Below are 19,537 nucleotides of genomic sequence, written 5' to 3' on the forward strand. Positions count from 1 at the left end.
AAACGGCGGGGCAGAGGGGCAGGTCAGACCGGGTACAGCGTGCGCACCCGCAGCATCGTGATGTCGCGCAGCTCGCTCGCGACCGTGGCAGCCTCGGTCTCGTCGTCGAGGACGAGCCGTCGCTCGAGCTCGGCGAGGATCTCGGGTCGCCCGCGCCCGGCGGCCCGGATGAGGAACACTCGGTCGAACCGGGCCTCGTAGGCCTGGTTGCCCTCCGCGATCGCGGCGGCCAGGGCCTCGTCGCTCGCCTCGGCGGCCGACTGCTCCGACGCGCTGAAGCGCTGGGCGCGGCCGTCGCCCTGGGCGCGCTCGCCGATCCTCGGGTGGTGGGCGAGAGCCGCATCCACCTCGGCGCGGGTCAGCGACGACGCCACCCGCTCGGCGACCGCGAGCAGCTCGGCAGCCGACGCGAACGGAGCCGCCGCGGCGACCTCCTCGACGAAGCGGTCGACCCCGAGGCACGAGTGCAGCGCCTCACGCAGCTCGGGCCCGTCGACGATCCCGTCGGCGCCGCGAGCAGCGCCCGGGTCGGCCTCGGGCGGGGTACCGGATGCGCGGGGTGCGGCCATGCCCCCAGCTTACGATGAGGGGCATGGACTCCCCCGCCCCGGCACCCCGCCTCACGGGACTCCTGCTCGCCGCGGGCGCCGGCCGTCGCAGGGGCGGACCCAAGGCGCTCGTCGCCCCCGCCGGCGAGGACCCGTGGATCGCCCGGGGCGCCCGCCTGCTCCTCGCGGCCGGCTGCGACGAGGTGCTCGTCGTGCTCGGTGCCGAGGCCTCCGCCGCCGAGGCTCTCCTGCGCCGGTCCATGCCGGCCGAGACGGCGCCGATCCGCACCGTCACCGCCGAGGACTGGTCCGCCGGCCTCGGCGCCTCGCTCCGCGCCGGCCTCACCGCGCTCCTCGACGAGCCGCCGTCCGCCGTGCCGACCGCCGTGCTGATCACACTCGTCGATCTGCCGCACCTCCGGGTCGACGCCGCCCGCCGGGTGCTCGAGCACGGGGGTGCGGCGACCGCGCGGTCGCTCCGCCAGGCGTTCTATGGGGGCCGCCCCGGGCATCCGGTGCTCGTCGGCGCCGACCACCTGGCCGGGCTCGTCGCCACCCTCGAGGGCGACGTCGGCGCCCGGCCCTACCTTGCCTCCCGCGGCGTCGAGCCGGTCGACTGCAGCGACCTCGGCGGCGGCGACGACGTCGACGGCCCGCTGCCGCTCCGCTGAGCCCGACCGTCCGACCGGCGCCCACCCGCCCCCCCAACCTGTGCCTTCCCGACGAATCGCGGATGCCCGGGAACAGACCCGCCGAACCGCGCGTTCACCTCGTCATGACTGCAACAGGACTCACCACCATCGGTTTCATCGGCTCCGGCAACATCGGCGGCCAGCTCGCCCGCCTCGCCGTCGCGCACGGCTACACGGTCGTGATGAGCAACTCGCGCGGGCCGGAGACGCTCTCCGACCTCGTCGCCGAGCTCGGACCGCAGGCCAGCGCCGGCACCGCCGCCGAAGCCGCTGCGGCCGGTGACCTGGTCGTCGTGACGGTTCCGCTGAAGAACTACGAGCAGGTGCCGGTCGAGCCCCTGGCCGGCAAGATCGTGATCGACACGAACAACTACTACTGGGAGCGCGACGGCCGCATCCCGGCCCTCGAGAACGCCGAGACCACCGTCTCGGAGATGCTGCAGGAGCACCTGCCGACCTCGCGCGTCGTGAAGGCCTTCAACAACATCATGGCCGCCGACCTCACCACCGACGGCAAGCCCGCCGACGACGCCGACCGCCGGGCGCTGCCGATCGCGGGTGACGAGGTCGAGGCGAAGGCCGTCGTCAGCACCCTGCTCGACGAGTTCGGCTTCGAGGCCTACGACACCGGCTCGCTCGCCGAGAGCTGGCGCTTCGAGCGCGACCAGCCGGCCTACGTCGTGCGCATGACCGCGGCCGACCTCCCCGCCAAGCTGGCCGCCGCCACCCGCCCCTAGCCCGCTTCCTACTCCAGCTCCCCCAACTCCTCGTACAGGGAGTTGATCGCGGCCACCCGCGTGCGGCTCTCCCGGGGCCTGGCGCTCAGCACGTTGCTCGCCAGCAGGTTCACCAGGCTCATCGCGCTGGCGTAGCTGTCGAGGGCGCTGACCGAGTCGATCGGGCATTCGATCCAGACGCTCGCGAACTCCGCGTAGCGCCGGGCCGAGGCGTCACCGATCAGCACGACCGCGGTTCCGGTGGCGGCGATCGCCTGGACCATCGCCCCGAACCCGGCCGTGCGCCGGCGGAAGCCGAACACCACGGCCGCATCGCGCGCATCCCGGTCGGCGAACTCCTCGGAGATCGTCTGGCCGGGCTGCGGCGCGAGGTGCACGGCGCCGCGTGCCTGCGAGAGCTGCTCGCGCAGGTGCACCGCGAGCGGGTAGCCGTTCCGCAGCCCGACGACCGTCACACTGCGGCTGCGCAGCAGCAGCTCGGTGGTCTGCTCGAGCCGCTCGGGGCCGAGCGCGTCGAAGCAGCGCCGTAGATTCTCGACCTCCCGCACGAGATGCGCCCCGAGATCGGCCGACGAGCCGGGCGTCGCTCCCCCGACCGGCACCCCCGACGAGCGCAGCGACCGCGCGTGCTCCCGCACCTCCTGGGCGTTCTCGAACCCGAGCCGCCGGAACAGCCGCGACACCGTCGCCTTCGACACCCCGCTGCGGTGGGCCAGCTCCGTGCCCGAGTAGACGGCCAGATCGCTCAGGTGGTCGAGGATGAAGTCGGCGGCCCGTTGCTCCTGCGGCGAGAGCTCGCCGTAGGTGCGGTCGATCCGCCGATCGATCCGCTGCCCGTCGCGCACCGTCGTCACGGGGACGTCTCCGCCAGCGCCAGCACCGCCCGCTCGAACGCGTCGATCGTCGCCGCCACGTCGGCCTCGGTCACCCGCTCCTCGGGGTTGTGGCTCACCCCGCCCGCGCAGCGCACGAACAGCATCCCGATCTCGGTGATCTCGGCCACCGCCATCGCGTCGTGCCCCGCCTTGGAGAACAACGACATCGGCCGCCGGTCACCCGTCGAGCGGATGCCCTCGCCGATCACCTTCCGCATCCGCTCGCTGCAGACGGCGGCCGGGGCCGAGTGCGTCTGCACGCTCGTCCACTTCAGCCGCCGCTGACGGCAGACGTCGGTCAGCATCTCCTGCACGACCCCCCAGACGCGGTCGCGCTCGCTGTCGTACTCGCCGCGCAGGTCGAGACTGAACTCGACCTCGCCCGGGATGACGTTGACCGCATCCGGCCGCACCTCGAGGTGCCCCACGGTCGCGATCAGCTGGGCCTCCCGCGCGATCCGTTCGATCGCCACGATGGCCTCGGCCGCGCCGGCGAGCGCATCGCGCCGACGCTCGTAGGGGGTGCCGGAGTGCCCGGCCTTGCCGGTGATCGTGATCAGGAAGCGCCGGGCGCCGGCGATCGAGGAGACGATGCCGAGCGCCTTGTCCTCGTCCTCGAGGTAGGGGCCCTGCTCGATGTGCGCCTCGAGGTAGCCGACGAAGTCCGAGCCGGGCCGGGCGGCGTCGGCGATCTTCGCGGGGTCGAGCCCGAAGTCGAGGAAGGCCTGGTGCAGGCTCACGCCGTCCTCATCTTCGAGCCCCCACCAAGCCGGATCCCAGGTGCCCGCGAAGGCGCGGCTGCCGAGCAGGGCGCGCCCGAAGCGGGTGCCCTCCTCGTCGGCCCAGGCTACGACCTCGATCGCGAACGGCAGCACGCGACCCGAGTCGCGGATGCGCTCGACCACCGCGATCGCGGTGAGCACGCCGAGGATGCCGTCGTACTTCCCGGCGGCCGGCACCGTGTCCAGGTGCGAGCCGAGCAGCAGGGCCGGGAGCCCGGGCGTCGCCCCCTCGAGTCGGCCGCACTGGTTGCCCGCCGCGTCCTGCCAGGTCGCGAGGCCCGCCTGCTGCATCCATTCGGCGGCGAGCGCGTTGACCGCGGCGTGCTCGGGCGAGAGGTTGACGCGTTCGATCAGGCCGTCGCCGCGCGAGGAGAAGGTGGCGAGCAGGTCGCACCGGTCGAGCACTGCGGCGGCCGTGGTGTCCGGCGGAAGGATGCGCGTGGAGTCCGTCACAGAGCGCCCGCCCCCTGGTCCTGGTAGAGGTCGTAGGCGGCGCCGACGCCGCCGCCCGCGGTGACGGGGGCGCCGTGCCGGCGCAGCACCTGCTCGAGCGAGGCGAGCGTCGTGAGCACCGCGTCCTTCCGGGCGTTGTAGCCCATGGTGCCGATCCGCCAGACCTTGCCGTGCAGCGGGCCGAACGAGGTGCCGATCTCGATCCCGAAGTCCTCGAGCAGCTCGCCGCGCACGGCATCGCCGGTCACGCCGTCCGGGATGCGCACGGCCACGACGTTGTTCATCTTCACCGACGGGTCGCCGAACACCTCGAGCCCCAGCCCTTCGACGCCGGCCAGCATGGCCGCCCCGTGCAGGCGGTGGCGTTCGACCGCGGCGTCGAGCCCCTCCTCGACCAGGATGCGGGCGCACTCGCGCGCCCCGTAGAGCATCGTGGTCGCCTCGGTGTGATGGTTCAGTCGCTTCTCGCCCCAGTAGTCGAAGATCATGCCGAGGTCGAAGTAGTTCGACCGGATGCGCGTGGGCCGGATCTCGTCGGCGCTCGTGGCGATCCCGGCCTCGATGCTGCTGCGGCTGCGGATCACCTCGACCGCGCGCGGCGAGAACGTGGCCGGGGCCGAGCCCGAGGGGCCGCCGAGGCACTTCTGGAGGCCGGCGGTCACCGCGTCCAGGCCCAGCGCATCCGTGTCGAAGTCGTTGCCCGCGAGGCTGGCGGTGACGTCGGTGTAGAACAGCACGCCGTGCTTCTCGCAGAGCTCGCCGAGACCCTCGAGCGGCTGTGCGACGGTCGTGCTGGTGTCGCCGTGCACGACCGCGAGCAGGTGGGGCTTCACCTCGTCGAGGGCGGCGGCGATCTCGGCCACCGTGAAGACCGTGCCCCACTCGCGCTCGATCACGTGCACCTCCGCGCCGGCGCGCTCGGCGATCTCACGGAGCAGGTGACCGAAGCGACCGAAGATCGGCACGAGCACCCGGTCGCCGGGGGCGACCATCGAGACGATCGCGGCCTCGATGCCGGCCCGCGAGGTGCCGTCGATCAGCAGCGTCTGCTCGTTCGCGGTTCGGAAGACGGTGCGGTAGAGCTCCATCGTCTCGTTCATGGCGGCCGTCATCGCCGGGTCGTACTGGCCGACCAGTTGCGCCGACATCGCGCGGAGCACCCGAGGGTCGGCATTGATCGGGCCGGGCCCCATCAGGAGACGGGGTGGCGGGTTGATCGGCAGGATGGAAATGACGGACCTCCTCGGAACGGACGTTTCTCGCGCCCCATCCTACGAAACGAACGTTTCAGGAGTGTTTCCGGGGCGGCTCGCGCCGTCGGGCCGTTGGGCCGTCAAGCCGTCAAGCCGTCAGGCCGTCAGGCCGTCAGGCTCTCAGGCTCTCAGGCCGTCAGGCCGTCAGGCTCTCAGGCCGTCAGGCTCTCAGGCCGTCGGGCCGTCAGGCCGTCGGGCCGTCGCGCCGGATCGTCGGCCATGGGGCCCGCCCGGCGTCACGCCCCGAGGCGCTCCGCAAGCTCGGCGGCCACGTCGATCAGCGCCAGATCCGTCCCGCGCGCCCCCACGAGGCAGAGGCCCACGGGCGCGGTCCCGCCGTCCGACGGCACGGTCAGCAGCGGGGCCGAGACCGCCGGGTACCCGCCCGCCCCGGCGACCGAGGTCATCCGGAGCGTCGCCGCCCGCACGGCGCCGATGGCCTCCGGCGAGGCGTCCAGCCGGGGAGCGGCCGAGGATGCGGAGGGCAGCAGCAGGATGCGCCCCGCCAGCACCGCGTCGAACCGCGCCCGCGCCTCGGCCAGCACCGCGCGCGCGGCGGTCTCCTCGTCGGCGGTCACGGCCGAGGCGATCGCGAACCGCTCGGCGACGTCGGGCGCGAGCACGCCCGGGTGCGCCGCGACCCACTCGCCGTCGGCCCGCCACGCCTCGGCGCCCTGCACCGTGCGGAAGGCGGCAAAGACCTCGTCGATCCCGCCGAGCTCGACCTCGTCGACGGTTCCGTGGGTTCCGGATGCGGTCACCGCGTCGATCAGCGCCCCGAACGCCTCCCTGACGGCGTCGTCGCACCCCGCCAGCAGCTCGGGTGCGACCACGAACCCCGTCCCGCCCGCACGCGTGGCGCTCGAGTCCCCACCCGCCGCGCCCGCGTCCGCACCGCTCTCCGCGACCGCATCCGTCTCGGTCGCCGCATCGGTCTCGGCAGGCGCATCCGTCTCGGCCGCCGCATCCGTCTCAGCAGGCGCACCCGTCTCGGCCGCTGCATCCGTCTCGGCCGGCGCATCCGGCACGGGCTCCCAGCCCTCGCCCGGCGCCCCTGCGAACGACGCCACGGCGGCCGCGCGCAGCACCGCGGCCGAGCGCGTGATCCACCCCACGGTGTCGAACGAGACGGCGAGCGGATGCACGCCCCGCGTACTCACCGCCCCGTGCGTCGTCCTGATCCCCCACAGTCCCTGGTACGAGGCCGGCACCCGGATCGACCCCGCCGTGTCGGTGGCCAATCCGATCGTGGCCTGTCCCAGGGCGACGGCGCTGGCCGGCCCGCTCGACGAACCGCCCGGGATCGCGCCCGGCACCGCCGGGTTCGGCGGGGTGCCGTAGTGCACGTTGCGGCCGGCGATGCTGTAGGCGAACTCGTCGGTCTGAGCGATGCCCTGCACCGCGGCGCCGGCCGCGCGCAACGCCTGCACCGCATCCGAGTCGGCGGCGGCGACGGGCGCCTCGGCGAGGAACGCCGGGATCCCGGCGCCGACGGCGAACCCGCCCACCTCGAACAGGTCTTTGACGGCCACGCTCATGCCCTCCAGCGCCGCCGGCTCCAGCGTGGCCGGGACCGGCGTCACCGACCCGCCAGGCGTCGGCACCGGCGTGGCCGGCCCACCGACCGCCGACACCGGTGCCGCCGGCCCGCCGGGCACCGTCATCGGCTCCAGCTCCGGCTCCGGAACCGGAACCAGCTCCGGCTCCCGCACCAGCGCGGGCACCAGCGGCGCCCCCACGACCCGCCAGATCCTGGCATCGATCGCCGGGGCCGGAGCCGCGACGTGCGCCGCGGAGATGACCCAGACGCCCTCCCGCTGCTGCCAGAGCTGCGTCTGCAGCCCCCGGCCGCCCTTGGCGGGAGCGCTGACCGACATGATCAAGGCGCTGCCGGGTTCGATCACCCGCACGTGCACCTCGACGATGCGCCGGGGCGGGAGCCCGCCGCGGAGGCCGCGGAAGGCGCTGATCCGATCGTGGCCCACGAGCAGACCCGCGGCGTCGCCCCGCATCGTGCCCGGACCCGCCGCGAAGGCGGCATCAAGCGCCTCGAGGTCGTTCGCCATGAGGGCGGCCTCGTAGGCCTCGAACGCCTCGAGCAGCCGGGTCAGCTCGGCGTCGGCCATCACGCCCTCGAGCGTCGTGAGCCCCGCGACCCCGCTGGCCGCCGGGGAACCCCCCGCAGCGTGCCTGCCGTGCGAACTCCCGTGCAGGCCGCCGTGCGAACTCCCGTGCGGGCCCCCGTGCAGGCCGCCGTGCTGCGTACCGTCCGCCGGCTCCGCGTCCTCAAGTCCTCCGCCGTGCTCAGACATCCCGACCCTCCCGCGCCACGCGGTGCCGCGCCCGGCCCGCGGGCACACCCGCGAAGTCGGCGACCCGCACCTTCGCGTGCACGCCCTTCACGATGTCGACCACCTGCGAGATGTCGAAGTCGGTCGCGGCGCTCAGGTAGGCGTAGGCGAGCGCGCGATCCATCCCGTACCGCGCCTGCAGCAGCCCGAGGGCCGCCCGCACGCAGTTCTGCACGGCGACGTCGAGCGACTCGTCCAGCCCCGTCGGCACCAGGAACTCGGAGGTCTCGGCGAGCGGCCCGGCGAGACGGCCGAACTCGGCCTCGGCCTCCTCCTGGGCGAGCAGGTCGAAGCGCACCGTCACTCTCAGCGACGCCTCCATCGCCGTCAGCGCGACCTCGCCGTCTCCCTGCGCGAAGTGCGGGTCGCCGACATAGGCGAGCGCTCCCGGAACCTGCACCGGCAGGTAGAGCGACGAGCCCACGGTCAGCAGCTTGATGTCGATGTTGCCGCCGAACGCGCCTGGCGGAACGGAGTGCGGCCGCTCGTCGCCCGCCGCCGCGACCCCCATGATCCCGAGGAACGGCGCCAGCGGGAACCGCACCGACCGCTCGCCGCCGGGCACCAGCGGCAGAGTGCCGACCTGCCCGCCGTCGAGGGTGTGCTGCAGCTCGGCGAAGACGCTCACCGCATCCTGCTGCTCGGGCATCTCGCCGGGCAGCGCCCCGCGCCCGTGCCGGTTCGAGATGACGCCGTAGGGCACGCGCGGCGTGGTCTCGAGCACCGTCATCTTGAGCAGGTCGCCCGGCATCGCCCCGCGGATGCCGATCGGGCCGGTGACGACGTGCGGCCCGTCGGCGGAGGTGCGCGGGTGGTCCGAGGCGGCGAGGGCGATCGCATCCTGCAGCACCAGGTCGCGGTCGATGCCCTGGGCGGCGAAGAACGCGACCGGGTCGCGGCCCTGGTCCTCGAGCAGCCCCTCGTGGCTGAGCGTGTCGATCGTCACGTCGGTGCCCGGGTCGATCTCGAGCACGGCGCGGTCGGCCCCGCACGGCAGCCGCCCCCAGAGCACGTTGTCGAGAGTGGATGCCAGGTAGTCCGTGGCGCGGATCTCACCGGCCCCCGGTTGAAGTGCGCTGAGCATCGACATGAGCGGCCTCGATCCTTCCGTCCGGCTCCCGCGGAGTCCTTCGAGGCTAGCGCCCGTTTGCACGCCCGCTCGCGCACGGGCTAGCGTTCAAGGCAGTGTTTGCACGACCGAAACCGGATTTCACACCCGCGTAACGTGCGATCGCGCCTCCCGACCCACGACAGGACCCGCCGTGCTCACCAGACTCCGCGCGAAGCGCGACAACCTCCACCTCGCGCTCATGCTCGCCCTGACCTTCTCGACCGGCGTCGTGGATGCGGTGGGTTACCTGGGCCTGGACAAGGTCTTCGCCGGCAACATGACCGGCAACGTCGTGATCCTCGGCATGGCGCTGGCGGGCGCCGACGACCTGCCGTGGCTCGGGCCGCTGCTGGCGCTGTTCGCGTTCATGGCCGGCGCGGTCGTGGGCGGCCGGGTGCTGCGCCCGGTCAAGGCGGGCTGGACGACCCGCACCACCAGCCTGTTCACGGTGGTCGGGATCGTGCTGGCGGGGCTCGCGATCACGATGTTCATCCTGGGCGGTAAGCCGCCGCAGCCGTGGGAGCTCGTGATCACCGTGCTGCTCGCCGCGTCGATGGGGCTGCAGGCCGCGACCGCGCGTCACATCGCGGTGAAGGATGTGACGACCGTCGTCGTCACCTCGACCATCACCGGTTTCGCGGCCGACTCCCGTCTGGCCGGCGGCAAGGGTCAGCCCTGGTTCCGACGCGCCGCCGCCATCGTCCTGATCGCGGCCGGTGCCGGCGTCGGAGCCCTGCTGCTCCCCCTCCACATCGGCTGGGGCGTCACCCTCGCAGCAGCCGTGACCCTCCTGGCGGCCCTCCTGGGCCACGTAGCCGCCCACACGAAGCACACCGCCCCAACCCCCGCCGAAGCCGCCGCCTAGATCTGACAGGTAGGGCAGAGGTGCGAGGAGCGGTTCATCCACTTCTCGCGCACGAGGGTCGTGCCACAGCGGCGGCAGGGTTTGCCCTGCTGGCCGTAGACGTTGAGGCTGTGCGAGAAGTAGCCCGAGGCGCCGTTGACGTTCACGTACTGGGCGTCGAAGCTGGTTCCGCCCTCGGCCAGCGCCTTCTGCAGCACCAGCCGCAGCTCGGTCAAGAGCTCCTGCGCCCGCGCCCGCGGCAGCTCGTGGCTCGGGTGCTCGTAGTGCAGCTGCGCGGCCCAGAGCGACTCATCGGCGTAGATGTTGCCGATGCCCGAGATGAGCGTCTGGTCGAGGATCGCGCGCTTGATGCCCGTGCGCTTCCGCGCGAGCGCGTCGAGGAAGGCCTCGTCGTCGAAGGCCGGGTCCAGCGGATCCCTCGCGATGTGCGCGACCTGGCTCGGCACCAGTGCGCGCCATTCCGCGTCGGTGCCCGAGGCCGTGGTGTCGCCGAAGAACCCGGCATCCGGCGCGGTCCCCGCGGCCTCACCCGCGGCCGTCTCCCCCGCCGCCACCAGCCGGTCGACCGCCATCGACCCGAAGATGCGCTGGTCGACGAAGTTGACCCAGAACTCGCCCTGCGAGGGATGCTCGATGTGCAGCCGGATGCGGAGCAGCCCCTGCTCCTGGATCCCTGGCGTGCGCAGCAGCACCTGCCCGCTCATCCCCAGGTGCGCGACGAGTGCCTGAGCGGGCGCGACCCCATCAGTGGAGCCGGAACCGGGCCCGGAACCGTCCCCCGACGACAGCGGGAACCAGAGGAACTTGCCCCGGCGCCCCGCGGCCAGGATGCGTCGCCCCTCGAGCAGGGACTCGAACGGCCCCTCCAGCGGGCTGTGCCGCTTGAGCGAGCGCGGCTCGAAGACCTCGACGGCCGTGATGAGCGAGCCGCTGACGGCGGGGGCCAGGCCGGCGCGGACGACCTCGACCTCGGGTAGCTCGGGCACGTCAGGCGCCGAGCAGCGTGAAGGCCGCCGCCGCCGCAGCCGACTCGGCCTGCTTCTTGCTCGACCCGCTGCCGGTCGCGGCGACCGGTGCCACAGACGACGAACCCGAAGCCGAAGCCGACACCGGCGTCAGCGTCACCGTCGCCACGAACGTCTTCCGGTGGTCCGGCCCGCTCTCCTCGATCCGGTACACGGGCGCGTCGAAGCCGCGCTCCGCCGCCCGCTCCTGCAGGGAGGTCTTCGGGTCCATCGAGACGCCGAACCGGGTCGGGTCGTTCGCGAGCGGGTCGACCAGGCGCAGCACCAGGGCCGTCGCCACATCCGGACCCTGATCGAGGTAGGTCGCCCCGATCACGGCCTCCATGGTGTCGGCGAGGATGGACGCCTTGTCGCGCCCGCCCGTCAGCTCTTCACCCCGCCCGAGCTTGATGTACGCCCCCAGCCCGATGGAGCGGGCGATCTCGGCCAGCGCGACCGTGGAGACCAGCGAGGCCCGGCGCTTGGCCAGCTCCCCCTCGTCGAGGTCGGTGAAGGTCGTGTACAGCATGACCGTGACGGCCTGGCCCAGGATCGAGTCGCCGAGGAACTCGAGGCGCTCGTTCGTGGGCACGCCCCCGTGCTCGTAGGAGTACGAGCGGTGCGTCAGGGCCAGATCGACCAGCTCGGGGGCGAGTTCGATCTCGAGGGTCGCCAAAAGGTGCGACCGGTCCTCCTCGAATTCAGAAGACACCGGCCGCACCTTTCGTAAAGTCGTTATACGTCGGCGACCTTGCGGCCCTTGTACTCCATGAACAGCGGAGTGCCGGCCGAGTCCTCGACCACCTTGGCGCGGTGGGGAAGGCTGTACGTGGTCTTGCCGTTCTCGATGGTCTTGACCAGCGTGGGGATCTCGGCCTTCCACTGCGAACGACGCGCGTGGGTGTTGGAACGTGACATCTTCCGCTTCGGAACAGCCATTGTCTTCTCTCTTCTACTCTCGGTTCGGCCTCGTGCGTGCAGGCACAGGGGCCGGCGGCCAGAACATCCGGGGCTTACTTGCCGTCGGTGTCCGTGTCTTCGGAAGCTGCCAGACCGGCGAGCGCCGACCATCTCGGGTCGATCGCAACTGGCGCAGGCGTTGCCGGGTGATCGGCCAGTCGCTCGCCCGTCACCGGGTCGAGGCCTGGGCAATCCGGCGTGCACACCGGCTGGAACGGTAGTGACAGCACCACCGCATCCCTGATCAGAGGTTCGAGATCGACATGGTCGTCGTGAACCTCGTAATCGAAAGCTTCCCCAGAAGAATACGCGAAAAGCTCCTGGAATTCGACTTCGACAGGCTGGACGATGTCGCGGAGGCATCGGCTGCACTCTCCGGCGGCCTGCGCGGTGATGTCGGCGGAGACCAGGATGCCCTCGTGGACCGACTCCAGGCGCACGTCGACGTGCAGCGGCTCACCGGCCGGGACGGCGACCAGACCCTCGCCGAGCTTGTCGGGCGAGGGGATGTCGAACTCGTGCTCGCGCATCTCGCCGGGCTTGTGGAGGAGATCGCGCACGTTGACCGTGAAAGGGGTCTTCTTGAATGTGCTCACCGCGAGATTCTACCCGCGGTTCAGGCCGCCCCGGTCAGTGCGGCGCCCGCGTCCGCTGTCGGCGGATTGCGGTGCTCGTTGGCCGCCACCACGGCGGCCGCCTCGGCCCGCAGGGCGTCGATCACGGTGCGCACCGCGAGCCGCTCGGCCCGGTCGGGGCGCATCAGGGCGAAGATGTGCCGCTCGGCGACGACCCCGCGCAGGTTCTTCAGCACGATCTCGCTGCGGTACGGTCCGCCCGCGGTGTAGCAGGGCAGGATGGCGATGCCGAGTCCCGCGGCGACGAAGGCCTCCGTGACCCGGGTGTCGCCGAAGCGCTGCACGACGTTCATGGTGCTGCCGGCGGCGCGCGAGATGTCCTCGATCGTGCGCTCGAACGGGTAGCCCCACGGCACCCCGATCCACCGCTCGCCGATCAGGTCCTCGGGGTCGAGCAGTTCCTTCCCGACGAGCGGATGACCGGGCGGCAGCGCGATGTCCAGCGGCTCGGTCATCAGCTTCACGGCCGTCATCTCCGAGGTCTGCCAGTTCGTGGCGGCCGAGGAGGCCGAGTGGGCCAGCACGATGTCGAAGTCGGCGGTCAGCGCCGGGAAGTCGTCCGACTCCGGGTCACGGTCGGAGCAGTGCAGGAACAGCCCGCTGTTCTCCTCGAGCCGGCGCACCACCCCGGGCAGCAGCATCTGCCCGCCGGTCGGGAAGGTCGCGAGCGACACCTCGCCGGTCGGGTCGTTGCGGAACTCGTCCCAGAGGGCGTTGGCGTGCTCGATCGCCACGGCGACGTCGGTGGCGCTCCTCGCGAGCGCCCGACCCGCATCCGTCAGCACGATCCCGCGCCCGGCCTTCTCGGTGAGCGGCAGCCCGGCTTCGCGCTCCAGGATGCGCAGCTGCTGCGAGACCGCGGAGGGCGTGCGGTGCGTCGCGCGCGCCACCTCGGTGATGCTGCCGCGTTCGGCGAGCTCGCGCAGCAGTTCGAGCCGCCTGACGTCCATGAAGCAACACTACTTCTCCGGCAGGCGACCCCTCCACTGCGCTACAGCGACGCGATCGCCCGCCGCGAGCGACGCGACCGCTCTACAGCGACGCGAACGCCTCGTCGTAGATCCCGAGTGCCTTCTCCACCTCGTCGTCCGTCACGATGCAGGGCGGCACCACGTGCAGCCGGTTGTCGGCGGTGAACGGCAGCAGCCCTCGCGCGAGCAGGGCGCCCTTCAGCGCGCCGATCACGGAGGCGGGGACCGGCGTGCGGTCCTCCCGATCGGACACGAGGTCCAGGGCCCAGAACACCCCGAGGCCGCGCACGTCGCCGATCACGTCGTACTTCTCGGCCAGGGCGGCGAGCCCCGGCGCCAGCAGCTCGCGGCCGATCCGCTCGGCGTTCGCGACGATGCCCTCGGACTCCATCGCGTCCAGCGTGCCGACGATGGCCGCCATCGCGAGCGGATGCCCGGAGTAGGTCAGGCCGCCCGGGAAGACGGCGTCGTCGAAGGTCTCCGCGATCGACGGCGAGATGATCACGCCGCCGGCCGGCACGTAGCCGGAGTTGACGCCCTTGGCGAAGGTGATCAGGTCGGGCTCGACGAGCCCGCCCTCCTGCTCCGTAAGCGACTGGAAGGCGAACCAGCCGCCGGTGCGGCCGAAGCCGGCCATCACCTCGTCGAAGATCAGCACGATGCCGAACTCGTCGGCGAGCGCCCTCACCCCGGTGAGGTAGCCGGGCGGCGGCACGAGCACGCCGGCGGTACCGGGCACCGTCTCGATCAGGATGGCGGCGATCGACTGCGGTCCCTCCGAGACGATGACGCGCCGCAGGTGGTGCAGGGCGCGCTCGCACTCCTCCTCCACGGAGGTCGACCAGAACTCGGAGCGGTAGGCGAACGGCCCGAAGAAGTGCGCGTGGCCGCGGGAGTACTCATTCGGGATCCGGCGCCAGTCGCCCGTGGCGACCACGGCCGCCCCGGTGTTGCCGTGGTACGAGCGGTAGGTCGAGAGCACCTTGTCGCGGCCGGTGTACAGGCGCGCCATCCGGATCGCGTTCTCGTTCGCATCCGCACCGCCGTTGGTGAAGAAGACCTTGCTGTACGACGAGCCGGCGCGGTCGAGGATGCGCTCCGCGGCCCGGCCGCGGGTGAGGTTGGCGTGGGCCGGCGCGACCGTGGTGAGCAGGTCGGCCTGCTCCTTGATCGCCGTGACGACGGCCGGATGCTGGTGGCCGATGTTCGTGTTCACCAGCTGGGAGGAGAAGTCGAGGTACTCGTGGCCCTCGAAGTCCCAGACGGTGGAGCCGAGCCCGCCGGCGATGACCATCGGCTTCAGCGCTCCCTGCGCCGACCAGGAGTGGAAGACGTGGGCGTCGAGCTCGAGGGCGAGCTGCTGGTCGGCGGGGTCGAGGTTCATGGTGCTTCCTTTGTTGCGGTGGATCTGGTGGGGGCCGATCCGGGGATGGTTTCCCCTTCCGTCTTCGGCTGAGCGGAGCTCAGAGGCGACGGAAGGGGAAACCATCCCCGGATCGGCGGGTTGTGGAGAGACCTACTGGCCGTTCTCCTTGAGGGTGACCGTGATGGGCTTGTAGTCGGCGCCCATGACGTCGACCCCTTCGTCCTTCAGCTCGGCCAGCGCCTTCTCGACGTACTCGTTCGAGAACGCGGTCTCCGGCGGGTCGGTGGTGATGATGGTCGCACCGGTCTCGTTGGGCGTGCCCTTGGCGATCGAGACCGTCTGGTCCCACTGGTCCTGGTTGATCATGCCGACGCCGGAGGTGCTGGGCCAGATCAGCTTGTTGACCTCGTTGGTCATCCAGAGCTGGTGGCTCTCACCGAGCTGCGAGCCCGCGGCCGTCACGATCTTCGCGGCGTCCTCGGCGTTGTCGCGGGCGTAGGCCCAGCCCTTGATCGAGGCCTTGATGAACTTCACCGCGGTGTCGGCGTAGGCGGAGTCGCTCGCGAGCCGGTCGCTGTCGGCCCAGATCGCATCCTGCAGCATGGCGGTGCCCTGGTCGTTCCAGTCGATGACGTTGAGGTCCTCCGGCGTGTACAGCTCGCCCGTCGCGGGGTTCACCGTCTCCAGCACCTGGGCGTACTCGTTGTAGGTCATCGCCTGGGCGGCCTGGATGTCACCGGCCAGGAACCCGTTCATGTCGAACGCCTGCTGCACCAGCGAGATGTCGCCGAGCGGCACGTCGGCCTTGTTCATGCCGGCGAACAGCTCCCACTCGTTGCCGTAGCCCCAGCTGCCGACGGTCTTGCCCTTGAGGTCGGCGGGCTTGGTGATGCCGGCGTCCTTCATCGAGATCTGCGTGGTGCCGGAGCGCTCGAAGATCTGGGCGATGTCGGTGACGGCGGCGCCCTGCTCGATCGAGCCGAGCACCTTCGGCACCCAGGAGATCGCGAAGTCGGCGTCGCCGGAGGTGAGCACGTCGATCGGGACGATGTCGGCCGCACCCTCGAGGATGGTGACGTCGAGGCCCTCGTCTTTGTAGTAGCCCTGCGAGACGGCGGCGTAGTAGCCGGCGAACTGCGCCTGCGAGTACCACTGCAGCTGCAGGCTGACCGGCGTCAGGTCGCCGTCGGACCCGCTGTCGGTCGACGAGCTGGTGCCTCCGCTCGAGCAGCCTGCCAGCGCGAGCGCCGTGACGGCGAGGGCGCCGACGCCCGTGATGATGCGAGTGCTGTGTTTCATTGCTTCCTCCTCTGGTGCGTGCGGGGTGGTGCTGGGACGGTGATGCGTCCGCCCGTGGGTGCGGGGGCGGGTCGGTCAGCTCGTGGGCCGGTGGTGCCGGGTCACGAACGTCTCGATGGCGAGGGTCACGCAGTAGAACACGAGACCGACGAGGATGGCGCCGAGCACGTAGGCCCAGGCGAGGTTGTAGTTCGACGACGAGGCCGCCGAGGTGATCGACTTGCCGAGCCCGCCGATCGGGCCGCCGAAGTACTCGGCGATCAGCGCCGAGATCACGGCGAGGCTCGACGCGATCCGGAGCCCGGTGAAGATGAACGGCAGCGCGCCCGGGATGGTGACCGTGCGCGTCGTCTGCCAGGCCGAGGCCGCGTAGGCGTGCATCAGGTCGCGGTGCACGGGCCGCACCTGGCGAAGGCCCCGCAGCGTGTTGACGTAGACCGGGATGAACACGGCGATCGCCGCGACCAGCTGCCGGGCGGTCTCGGCGTTCGCCCCGTACATCGCGTAGAGCACCGGGGCGAGGGCCACGATCGGCACGACCGCGACCGCCGACACGACCCCGGCAGACAGCCCGTCGACGGCCCGCACGAGTGCCGCGACGACCGCGAAGAGGATGCCCCCGATGCCGCCGATGACGAGCCCGACGAGGGCGTTCCCGCCGGTCACGACGGCACCCTGCAGCACCGTGGAGAGGTTCGACCCGAACTCGGAGCCGATCGCGAGCGGGCCGGGCACGATGAAGGGCTTGATGTCCAGGGCGACGACCAGCACCTGCCAGAGCGCGAGCGCCGCCAGCCCCAGCAGCACCGGGGCGAGGATGGTGCGGGCCCGCCCCGCCTGGCTCCTCATCGGTTCTCGACCCCCCGGATGCCGACCGGAGCCTCCCCGTGCAGCAGTTCGCGCACGATGCTGACGTTCTCGAAGAAGGCCTCGTCCTCGCGCAGCTGCTCGGTGCGCTCCGCGGCGCTGCCGAGCGACACCGTGGTGATGTCCCGGATGCGCCCCGGACGCGGCGACATGACGACCACGCGGTTGGAGAGGTAGACGGCCTCGGGGATGGAGTGGGTGACGAAGACGACCGCCGCACCGGTCTCCGCGGTGATCCGCACCAGCTCGGTCTGCATCCGCTCGCGGGTCATCTCGTCCAGGGCCCCGAAGGGCTCGTCCATCAGCAGCAGGCGGGGGCTCTCGGCGAGCGAACGCGCGATCGCGACCCGCTGCTGCATGCCGCCGGAGAGCTGGTCCGGGTAGCTGTCGGCGAAGTCGGAGAGGCCGACCAGGGCCAGCAGTTCGGCCGAGCGCGCCGCACGAGCGGCCTTGCCGACGCCGTGCAGTTCGAGCGGCAGTTCGATGTTGGCGCTGACGTCTCGCCAGGGCAGGAGGCCGGCCTGCTGGAACGCGATGCCGTACTCCTGGTCGATCCGCGCCTGCCGGGCGGTCTTGCCGAAGACCGTGAGCGAGCCCGTCGTGGGGGTGTCGAGGTCGGCGATCAGGCGCAGGAGCGTCGACTTGCCGCAGCCCGAGGGACCGATGAGCGAGACGAACTCCCCCGGAGCGACCGTCAGGTCGATCTGCTCCAGCGCCGTGACCGTGCCCTTCTTCGTGTCGAAGACCTTGTCGACGCCCTCGACGAGCACCGCGGGAACGACGGTGGAGGGGGTGGCGGGTGATGCGGTGGTGGTGTCGCTCATGCGGGCACCTCTCCTCTGCGGTAACGGCGGAGCAGCACTCCGAGCACGGCGATCGCGCCGGCGGCGACGAGTCCGACGGCGATGGCCCCGAAGATCGGGGCCCAGGTTCGGGCGGGGTCTGACGACGCCTGCTGGGCGTACTCGAGGATCATCCGGCCGATGCCGCCCTTCAGACCGATCGAGACCTCGGCGACGACCGTGCCGATGACGGCGTTGGCCGCCGCGAGCCGCAGGGCCGGCAGGAGGTACGGCACGCTGGCCGGGAGCCTCAGGGTCACCAGGGTGCGCCACCAGCCGACGCCGTAGCTGCGGAACAGCTCGACGTGGTTGGCGTCGGGCGAGTTCAGGCCCCGGAGGGCGCCGATGGAGACCGGGAAGAACGCGAGGTAGGAGGCGATCACCGCCACCGACATCCAGTTCTCCCAGCTGAAGTCGCCGACGGAGATCTGCGACCCCCAGCGACGCACCAGCGGCGCGATCGCGATCAGCGGCACGGTCTGGCTCAGGATGATCCAGGGCAGCACGGCCGACTCCGCGGTGCGGAACCGCTGCATCAGCACGGCCAGCAGCATCCCGACCACCACGCCGACGATCCAGCCGACCGCGGCGACACCGAGGGTGAAGCCCGCGGCCTGGGCCACGACGAGCCAGACCGGGTCGCCCTTCCGCCCGCCGGAGGCCAGCTGGAACAGGGTCGCGATCATGTCCCAGACGTGGGGCATGGCGATGTCGGTGGTGCGCGGCAGCACGGTCAGGTCGCCGATGACGACTCCGGATGCGGGACCGAGGGCCTTGTAGAGCTCCCAGACCACCACGAGCAGCACGACGCCCGCCGCGCCGAGCAGCACCCGGCCGAGAACCGGGTTGCCGCGCCGCCTGGGCGCCGAGGCCCGTGCACCCGGGGTGATACCGCTCACGTGCTCAGGCCTTCGCCGTGATGTGGTCGCGCAGCCGCGGCATCACCGTCTCGCCGTACACCCGGAGGGTCTCCTCCTTGTTGTCGTGCTGGAGGTACCCGGCGAACTGGGTGACGCCGATGGCCTTGAACTGCTCGAGCTTCTCGATGTGCTGCTCGGCGGTGCCGAGCACGCAGAACCGGTCGACGATCTCGTCGGGCACGAAGCTGGTGTGCGAGTTGCCGGCCCGGCCGTGCTCGTTGTAGTCGTAGCCCTCGCGGTCCTTGATGTAGTCGGTGAGGGCCTGGGGCACGGCTCCGTCGGTGCCGTACTTCGCGACGATGTCGGCGACGTGGTTGCCGACCATCCCACCGAACCAGCGGCACTGGTCGCGCATGTGCTCCCAGTCGTCGCCGATGTACATCGGCGCGGCGACGCAGAACTGGATCGAGTCGGGGTCGCGGCCCACGTTCTCGGCGGCGGCACGGACGGTCGCGATCATCCACTTGGCGATGTCGACGTCGCCGCACTGGAGGATGAAGCCGTCGCCGACCTCACCGGTGAGCTTCAGGGCGAGCGGACCGTAGGCCGCCACCCACATCTCGAGCTCGGAACCGTGGCTCCACGGGAACTGCAGGGTCGCGCCGTTGTACTCGACCGAGCGGGAGTTCGCGAGCTCGCGGATGACGTGGATCGACTCGCGCAGCGCCTTCAACGTGGTGGGCGCACCGTTGGTGACGCGCACCGCGGAGTCGCCGCGGCCGATCCCGCAGACCGTGCGGTTGCCGTACATCTCGTTGAGGGTCGCGTACAGGCTGGCCGTGACCGTCCAGTCGCGGGTCGCCGGGTTGGTGACCATCGGGCCGACCTTGATCTTGTGGGTCTCGGCGAGGATCTGGCTGTAGATGACGTAGGGCTCCTGCCACAGTAGGTGGGAGTCGAAGGTCCAGAAGTAGTCGAAGCCGTACTGCTCGCTCAGTTTCGCGAGGCCGACGGTGCGGGCTGCGGGGGGATTGGTCTGGACGACCGCGCCGAATTCCATGTGCTG

Annotated in this window: 20 protein-coding genes; 3 read left to right on the forward strand and 17 right to left on the reverse strand. The window is 71.6% G+C overall.

Going from position 1 to position 19,537, the window contains the following annotated elements:
• Positions 1–23: 23 nt before the first annotated feature.
• Positions 24–569, reverse strand: a complete 546-nt coding sequence (gene uraD / locus AC59HU_RS09415) for a 2-oxo-4-hydroxy-4-carboxy-5-ureidoimidazoline decarboxylase (protein ID WP_497223123.1) — start codon at positions 567–569, stop codon at positions 24–26.
• A 23-nt stretch (positions 570–592) separates the two neighbouring features.
• Here uraD and AC59HU_RS09420 point away from each other — a divergent pair, with 23 nt between their 5' ends.
• Together AC59HU_RS09420 and AC59HU_RS09425 are read left to right on the forward strand one after the other, a co-directional pair.
• Positions 593–1,219, forward strand: coding sequence for a nucleotidyltransferase family protein (locus tag AC59HU_RS09420; RefSeq protein WP_497223124.1), 627 nt, complete (start codon positions 593–595; stop codon positions 1,217–1,219).
• Positions 1,220–1,323: 104 nt separating this feature from the next.
• Positions 1,324–1,977: an NADPH-dependent F420 reductase gene (locus AC59HU_RS09425; protein WP_497223125.1), complete on the forward strand. Its 654-nt coding sequence runs from the start codon at positions 1,324–1,326 to the stop codon at positions 1,975–1,977.
• 8 nt (positions 1,978–1,985) lie between these two features.
• Here the strand turns inward: AC59HU_RS09425 and AC59HU_RS09430 are convergent, their stop codons facing one another.
• The 5 genes from AC59HU_RS09430 to AC59HU_RS09450 all read right to left on the reverse strand — a co-directional run bounded on the left by AC59HU_RS09430 (position 1,986) and on the right by AC59HU_RS09450 (position 8,781).
• Positions 1,986–2,831: a MurR/RpiR family transcriptional regulator gene (locus AC59HU_RS09430; RefSeq protein ID WP_497223126.1), complete on the reverse strand. Its 846-nt coding sequence runs from the start codon at positions 2,829–2,831 to the stop codon at positions 1,986–1,988.
• The gene (locus AC59HU_RS09435; protein ID WP_497223127.1) at positions 2,828–4,087 is read right to left on the reverse strand and encodes an allantoate amidohydrolase; all 1,260 of its coding nucleotides are present in this window, start codon (positions 4,085–4,087) and stop codon (positions 2,828–2,830) included. Before AC59HU_RS09435 ends, AC59HU_RS09430 begins: the two co-directional genes overlap by 4 nt.
• The gene (locus tag AC59HU_RS09440; protein WP_497223128.1) at positions 4,084–5,280 is read right to left on the reverse strand and encodes a pyridoxal-phosphate-dependent aminotransferase family protein; all 1,197 of its coding nucleotides are present in this window, start codon (positions 5,278–5,280) and stop codon (positions 4,084–4,086) included. Before AC59HU_RS09440 ends, AC59HU_RS09435 begins: the two co-directional genes overlap by 4 nt.
• 296 nt (positions 5,281–5,576) lie before the next feature.
• Positions 5,577–7,652 carry an AtzH-like domain-containing protein gene (locus AC59HU_RS09445; RefSeq protein WP_497223129.1) on the reverse strand — a complete coding sequence of 692 codons (2,076 nt, stop codon included), beginning with the start codon at positions 7,650–7,652 and terminating at the stop codon, positions 5,577–5,579.
• A complete protein-coding gene (locus tag AC59HU_RS09450; protein ID WP_497223130.1) occupies positions 7,645–8,781 on the reverse strand; it encodes an acetamidase/formamidase family protein in 1,137 nt (378 codons plus the stop codon). Before AC59HU_RS09450 ends, AC59HU_RS09445 begins: the two co-directional genes overlap by 8 nt.
• Before the next feature lie 172 nt (positions 8,782–8,953).
• On the opposite strand from AC59HU_RS09450, the gene AC59HU_RS09455 reads away from it, so the two are divergent.
• Positions 8,954–9,667: a YoaK family protein gene (locus tag AC59HU_RS09455; RefSeq protein ID WP_497223131.1), complete on the forward strand. Its 714-nt coding sequence runs from the start codon at positions 8,954–8,956 to the stop codon at positions 9,665–9,667.
• Here the strand turns inward: AC59HU_RS09455 and mutM are convergent.
• The 11 genes from mutM to AC59HU_RS09510 form a co-directional block, all read right to left on the reverse strand.
• A complete protein-coding gene (gene mutM, locus AC59HU_RS09460) occupies positions 9,664–10,653 on the reverse strand; it encodes a bifunctional DNA-formamidopyrimidine glycosylase/DNA-(apurinic or apyrimidinic site) lyase (RefSeq protein ID WP_497223132.1) in 990 nt (329 codons plus the stop codon). The genes AC59HU_RS09455 and mutM overlap by 4 nt on opposite strands.
• Before the next feature lies 1 nt (position 10,654).
• Positions 10,655–11,383 (reverse strand): ribonuclease III, encoded by a 729-nt coding sequence (gene rnc, locus AC59HU_RS09465; protein ID WP_497223133.1) that lies wholly within the window; start codon positions 11,381–11,383, stop codon positions 10,655–10,657.
• A 23-nt stretch (positions 11,384–11,406) separates the two neighbouring features.
• Positions 11,407–11,610, reverse strand: coding sequence for a 50S ribosomal protein L32 (rpmF, locus tag AC59HU_RS09470; RefSeq protein WP_497223134.1), 204 nt, complete (start codon positions 11,608–11,610; stop codon positions 11,407–11,409).
• Between the two features lie 74 nt (positions 11,611–11,684).
• Positions 11,685–12,161 carry a YceD family protein gene (locus AC59HU_RS09475; protein ID WP_497223498.1) on the reverse strand — a complete coding sequence of 159 codons (477 nt, stop codon included), beginning with the start codon at positions 12,159–12,161 and terminating at the stop codon, positions 11,685–11,687.
• Positions 12,162–12,247: 86 nt separating this feature from the next.
• The gene (locus AC59HU_RS09480; protein ID WP_497223135.1) at positions 12,248–13,216 is read right to left on the reverse strand and encodes a LysR family transcriptional regulator; all 969 of its coding nucleotides are present in this window, start codon (positions 13,214–13,216) and stop codon (positions 12,248–12,250) included.
• An 82-nt stretch (positions 13,217–13,298) separates the two neighbouring features.
• Positions 13,299–14,621, reverse strand: a complete 1,323-nt coding sequence (locus tag AC59HU_RS09485; protein ID WP_497223136.1) for an aspartate aminotransferase family protein — start codon at positions 14,619–14,621, stop codon at positions 13,299–13,301.
• Positions 14,622–14,753: 132 nt separating this feature from the next.
• A complete protein-coding gene (locus tag AC59HU_RS09490; protein ID WP_497223137.1) occupies positions 14,754–15,902 on the reverse strand; it encodes an ABC transporter substrate-binding protein in 1,149 nt (382 codons plus the stop codon).
• Between the two features lie 75 nt (positions 15,903–15,977).
• On the reverse strand, positions 15,978–16,751 hold the full coding sequence (locus AC59HU_RS09495) for an ABC transporter permease (RefSeq protein WP_497223138.1): 774 nt from the start codon (positions 16,749–16,751) through the stop codon (positions 15,978–15,980).
• A complete protein-coding gene (locus tag AC59HU_RS09500; RefSeq protein WP_497223139.1) occupies positions 16,748–17,593 on the reverse strand; it encodes an ABC transporter ATP-binding protein in 846 nt (281 codons plus the stop codon). Before AC59HU_RS09500 ends, AC59HU_RS09495 begins: the two co-directional genes overlap by 4 nt.
• Positions 17,590–18,510, reverse strand: a complete 921-nt coding sequence (locus tag AC59HU_RS09505; protein WP_497223140.1) for an ABC transporter permease — start codon at positions 18,508–18,510, stop codon at positions 17,590–17,592. The genes AC59HU_RS09500 and AC59HU_RS09505 overlap by 4 nt, the downstream gene beginning before the upstream one ends.
• A 4-nt stretch (positions 18,511–18,514) precedes the next feature.
• Positions 18,515–19,531: a TIGR03842 family LLM class F420-dependent oxidoreductase gene (locus AC59HU_RS09510; protein WP_497223141.1), complete on the reverse strand. Its 1,017-nt coding sequence runs from the start codon at positions 19,529–19,531 to the stop codon at positions 18,515–18,517.
• Positions 19,532–19,537: the final 6 nt, after the last annotated feature.

It is taken from the genome of Herbiconiux sp. 320_LB (genome assembly GCF_059691755.1).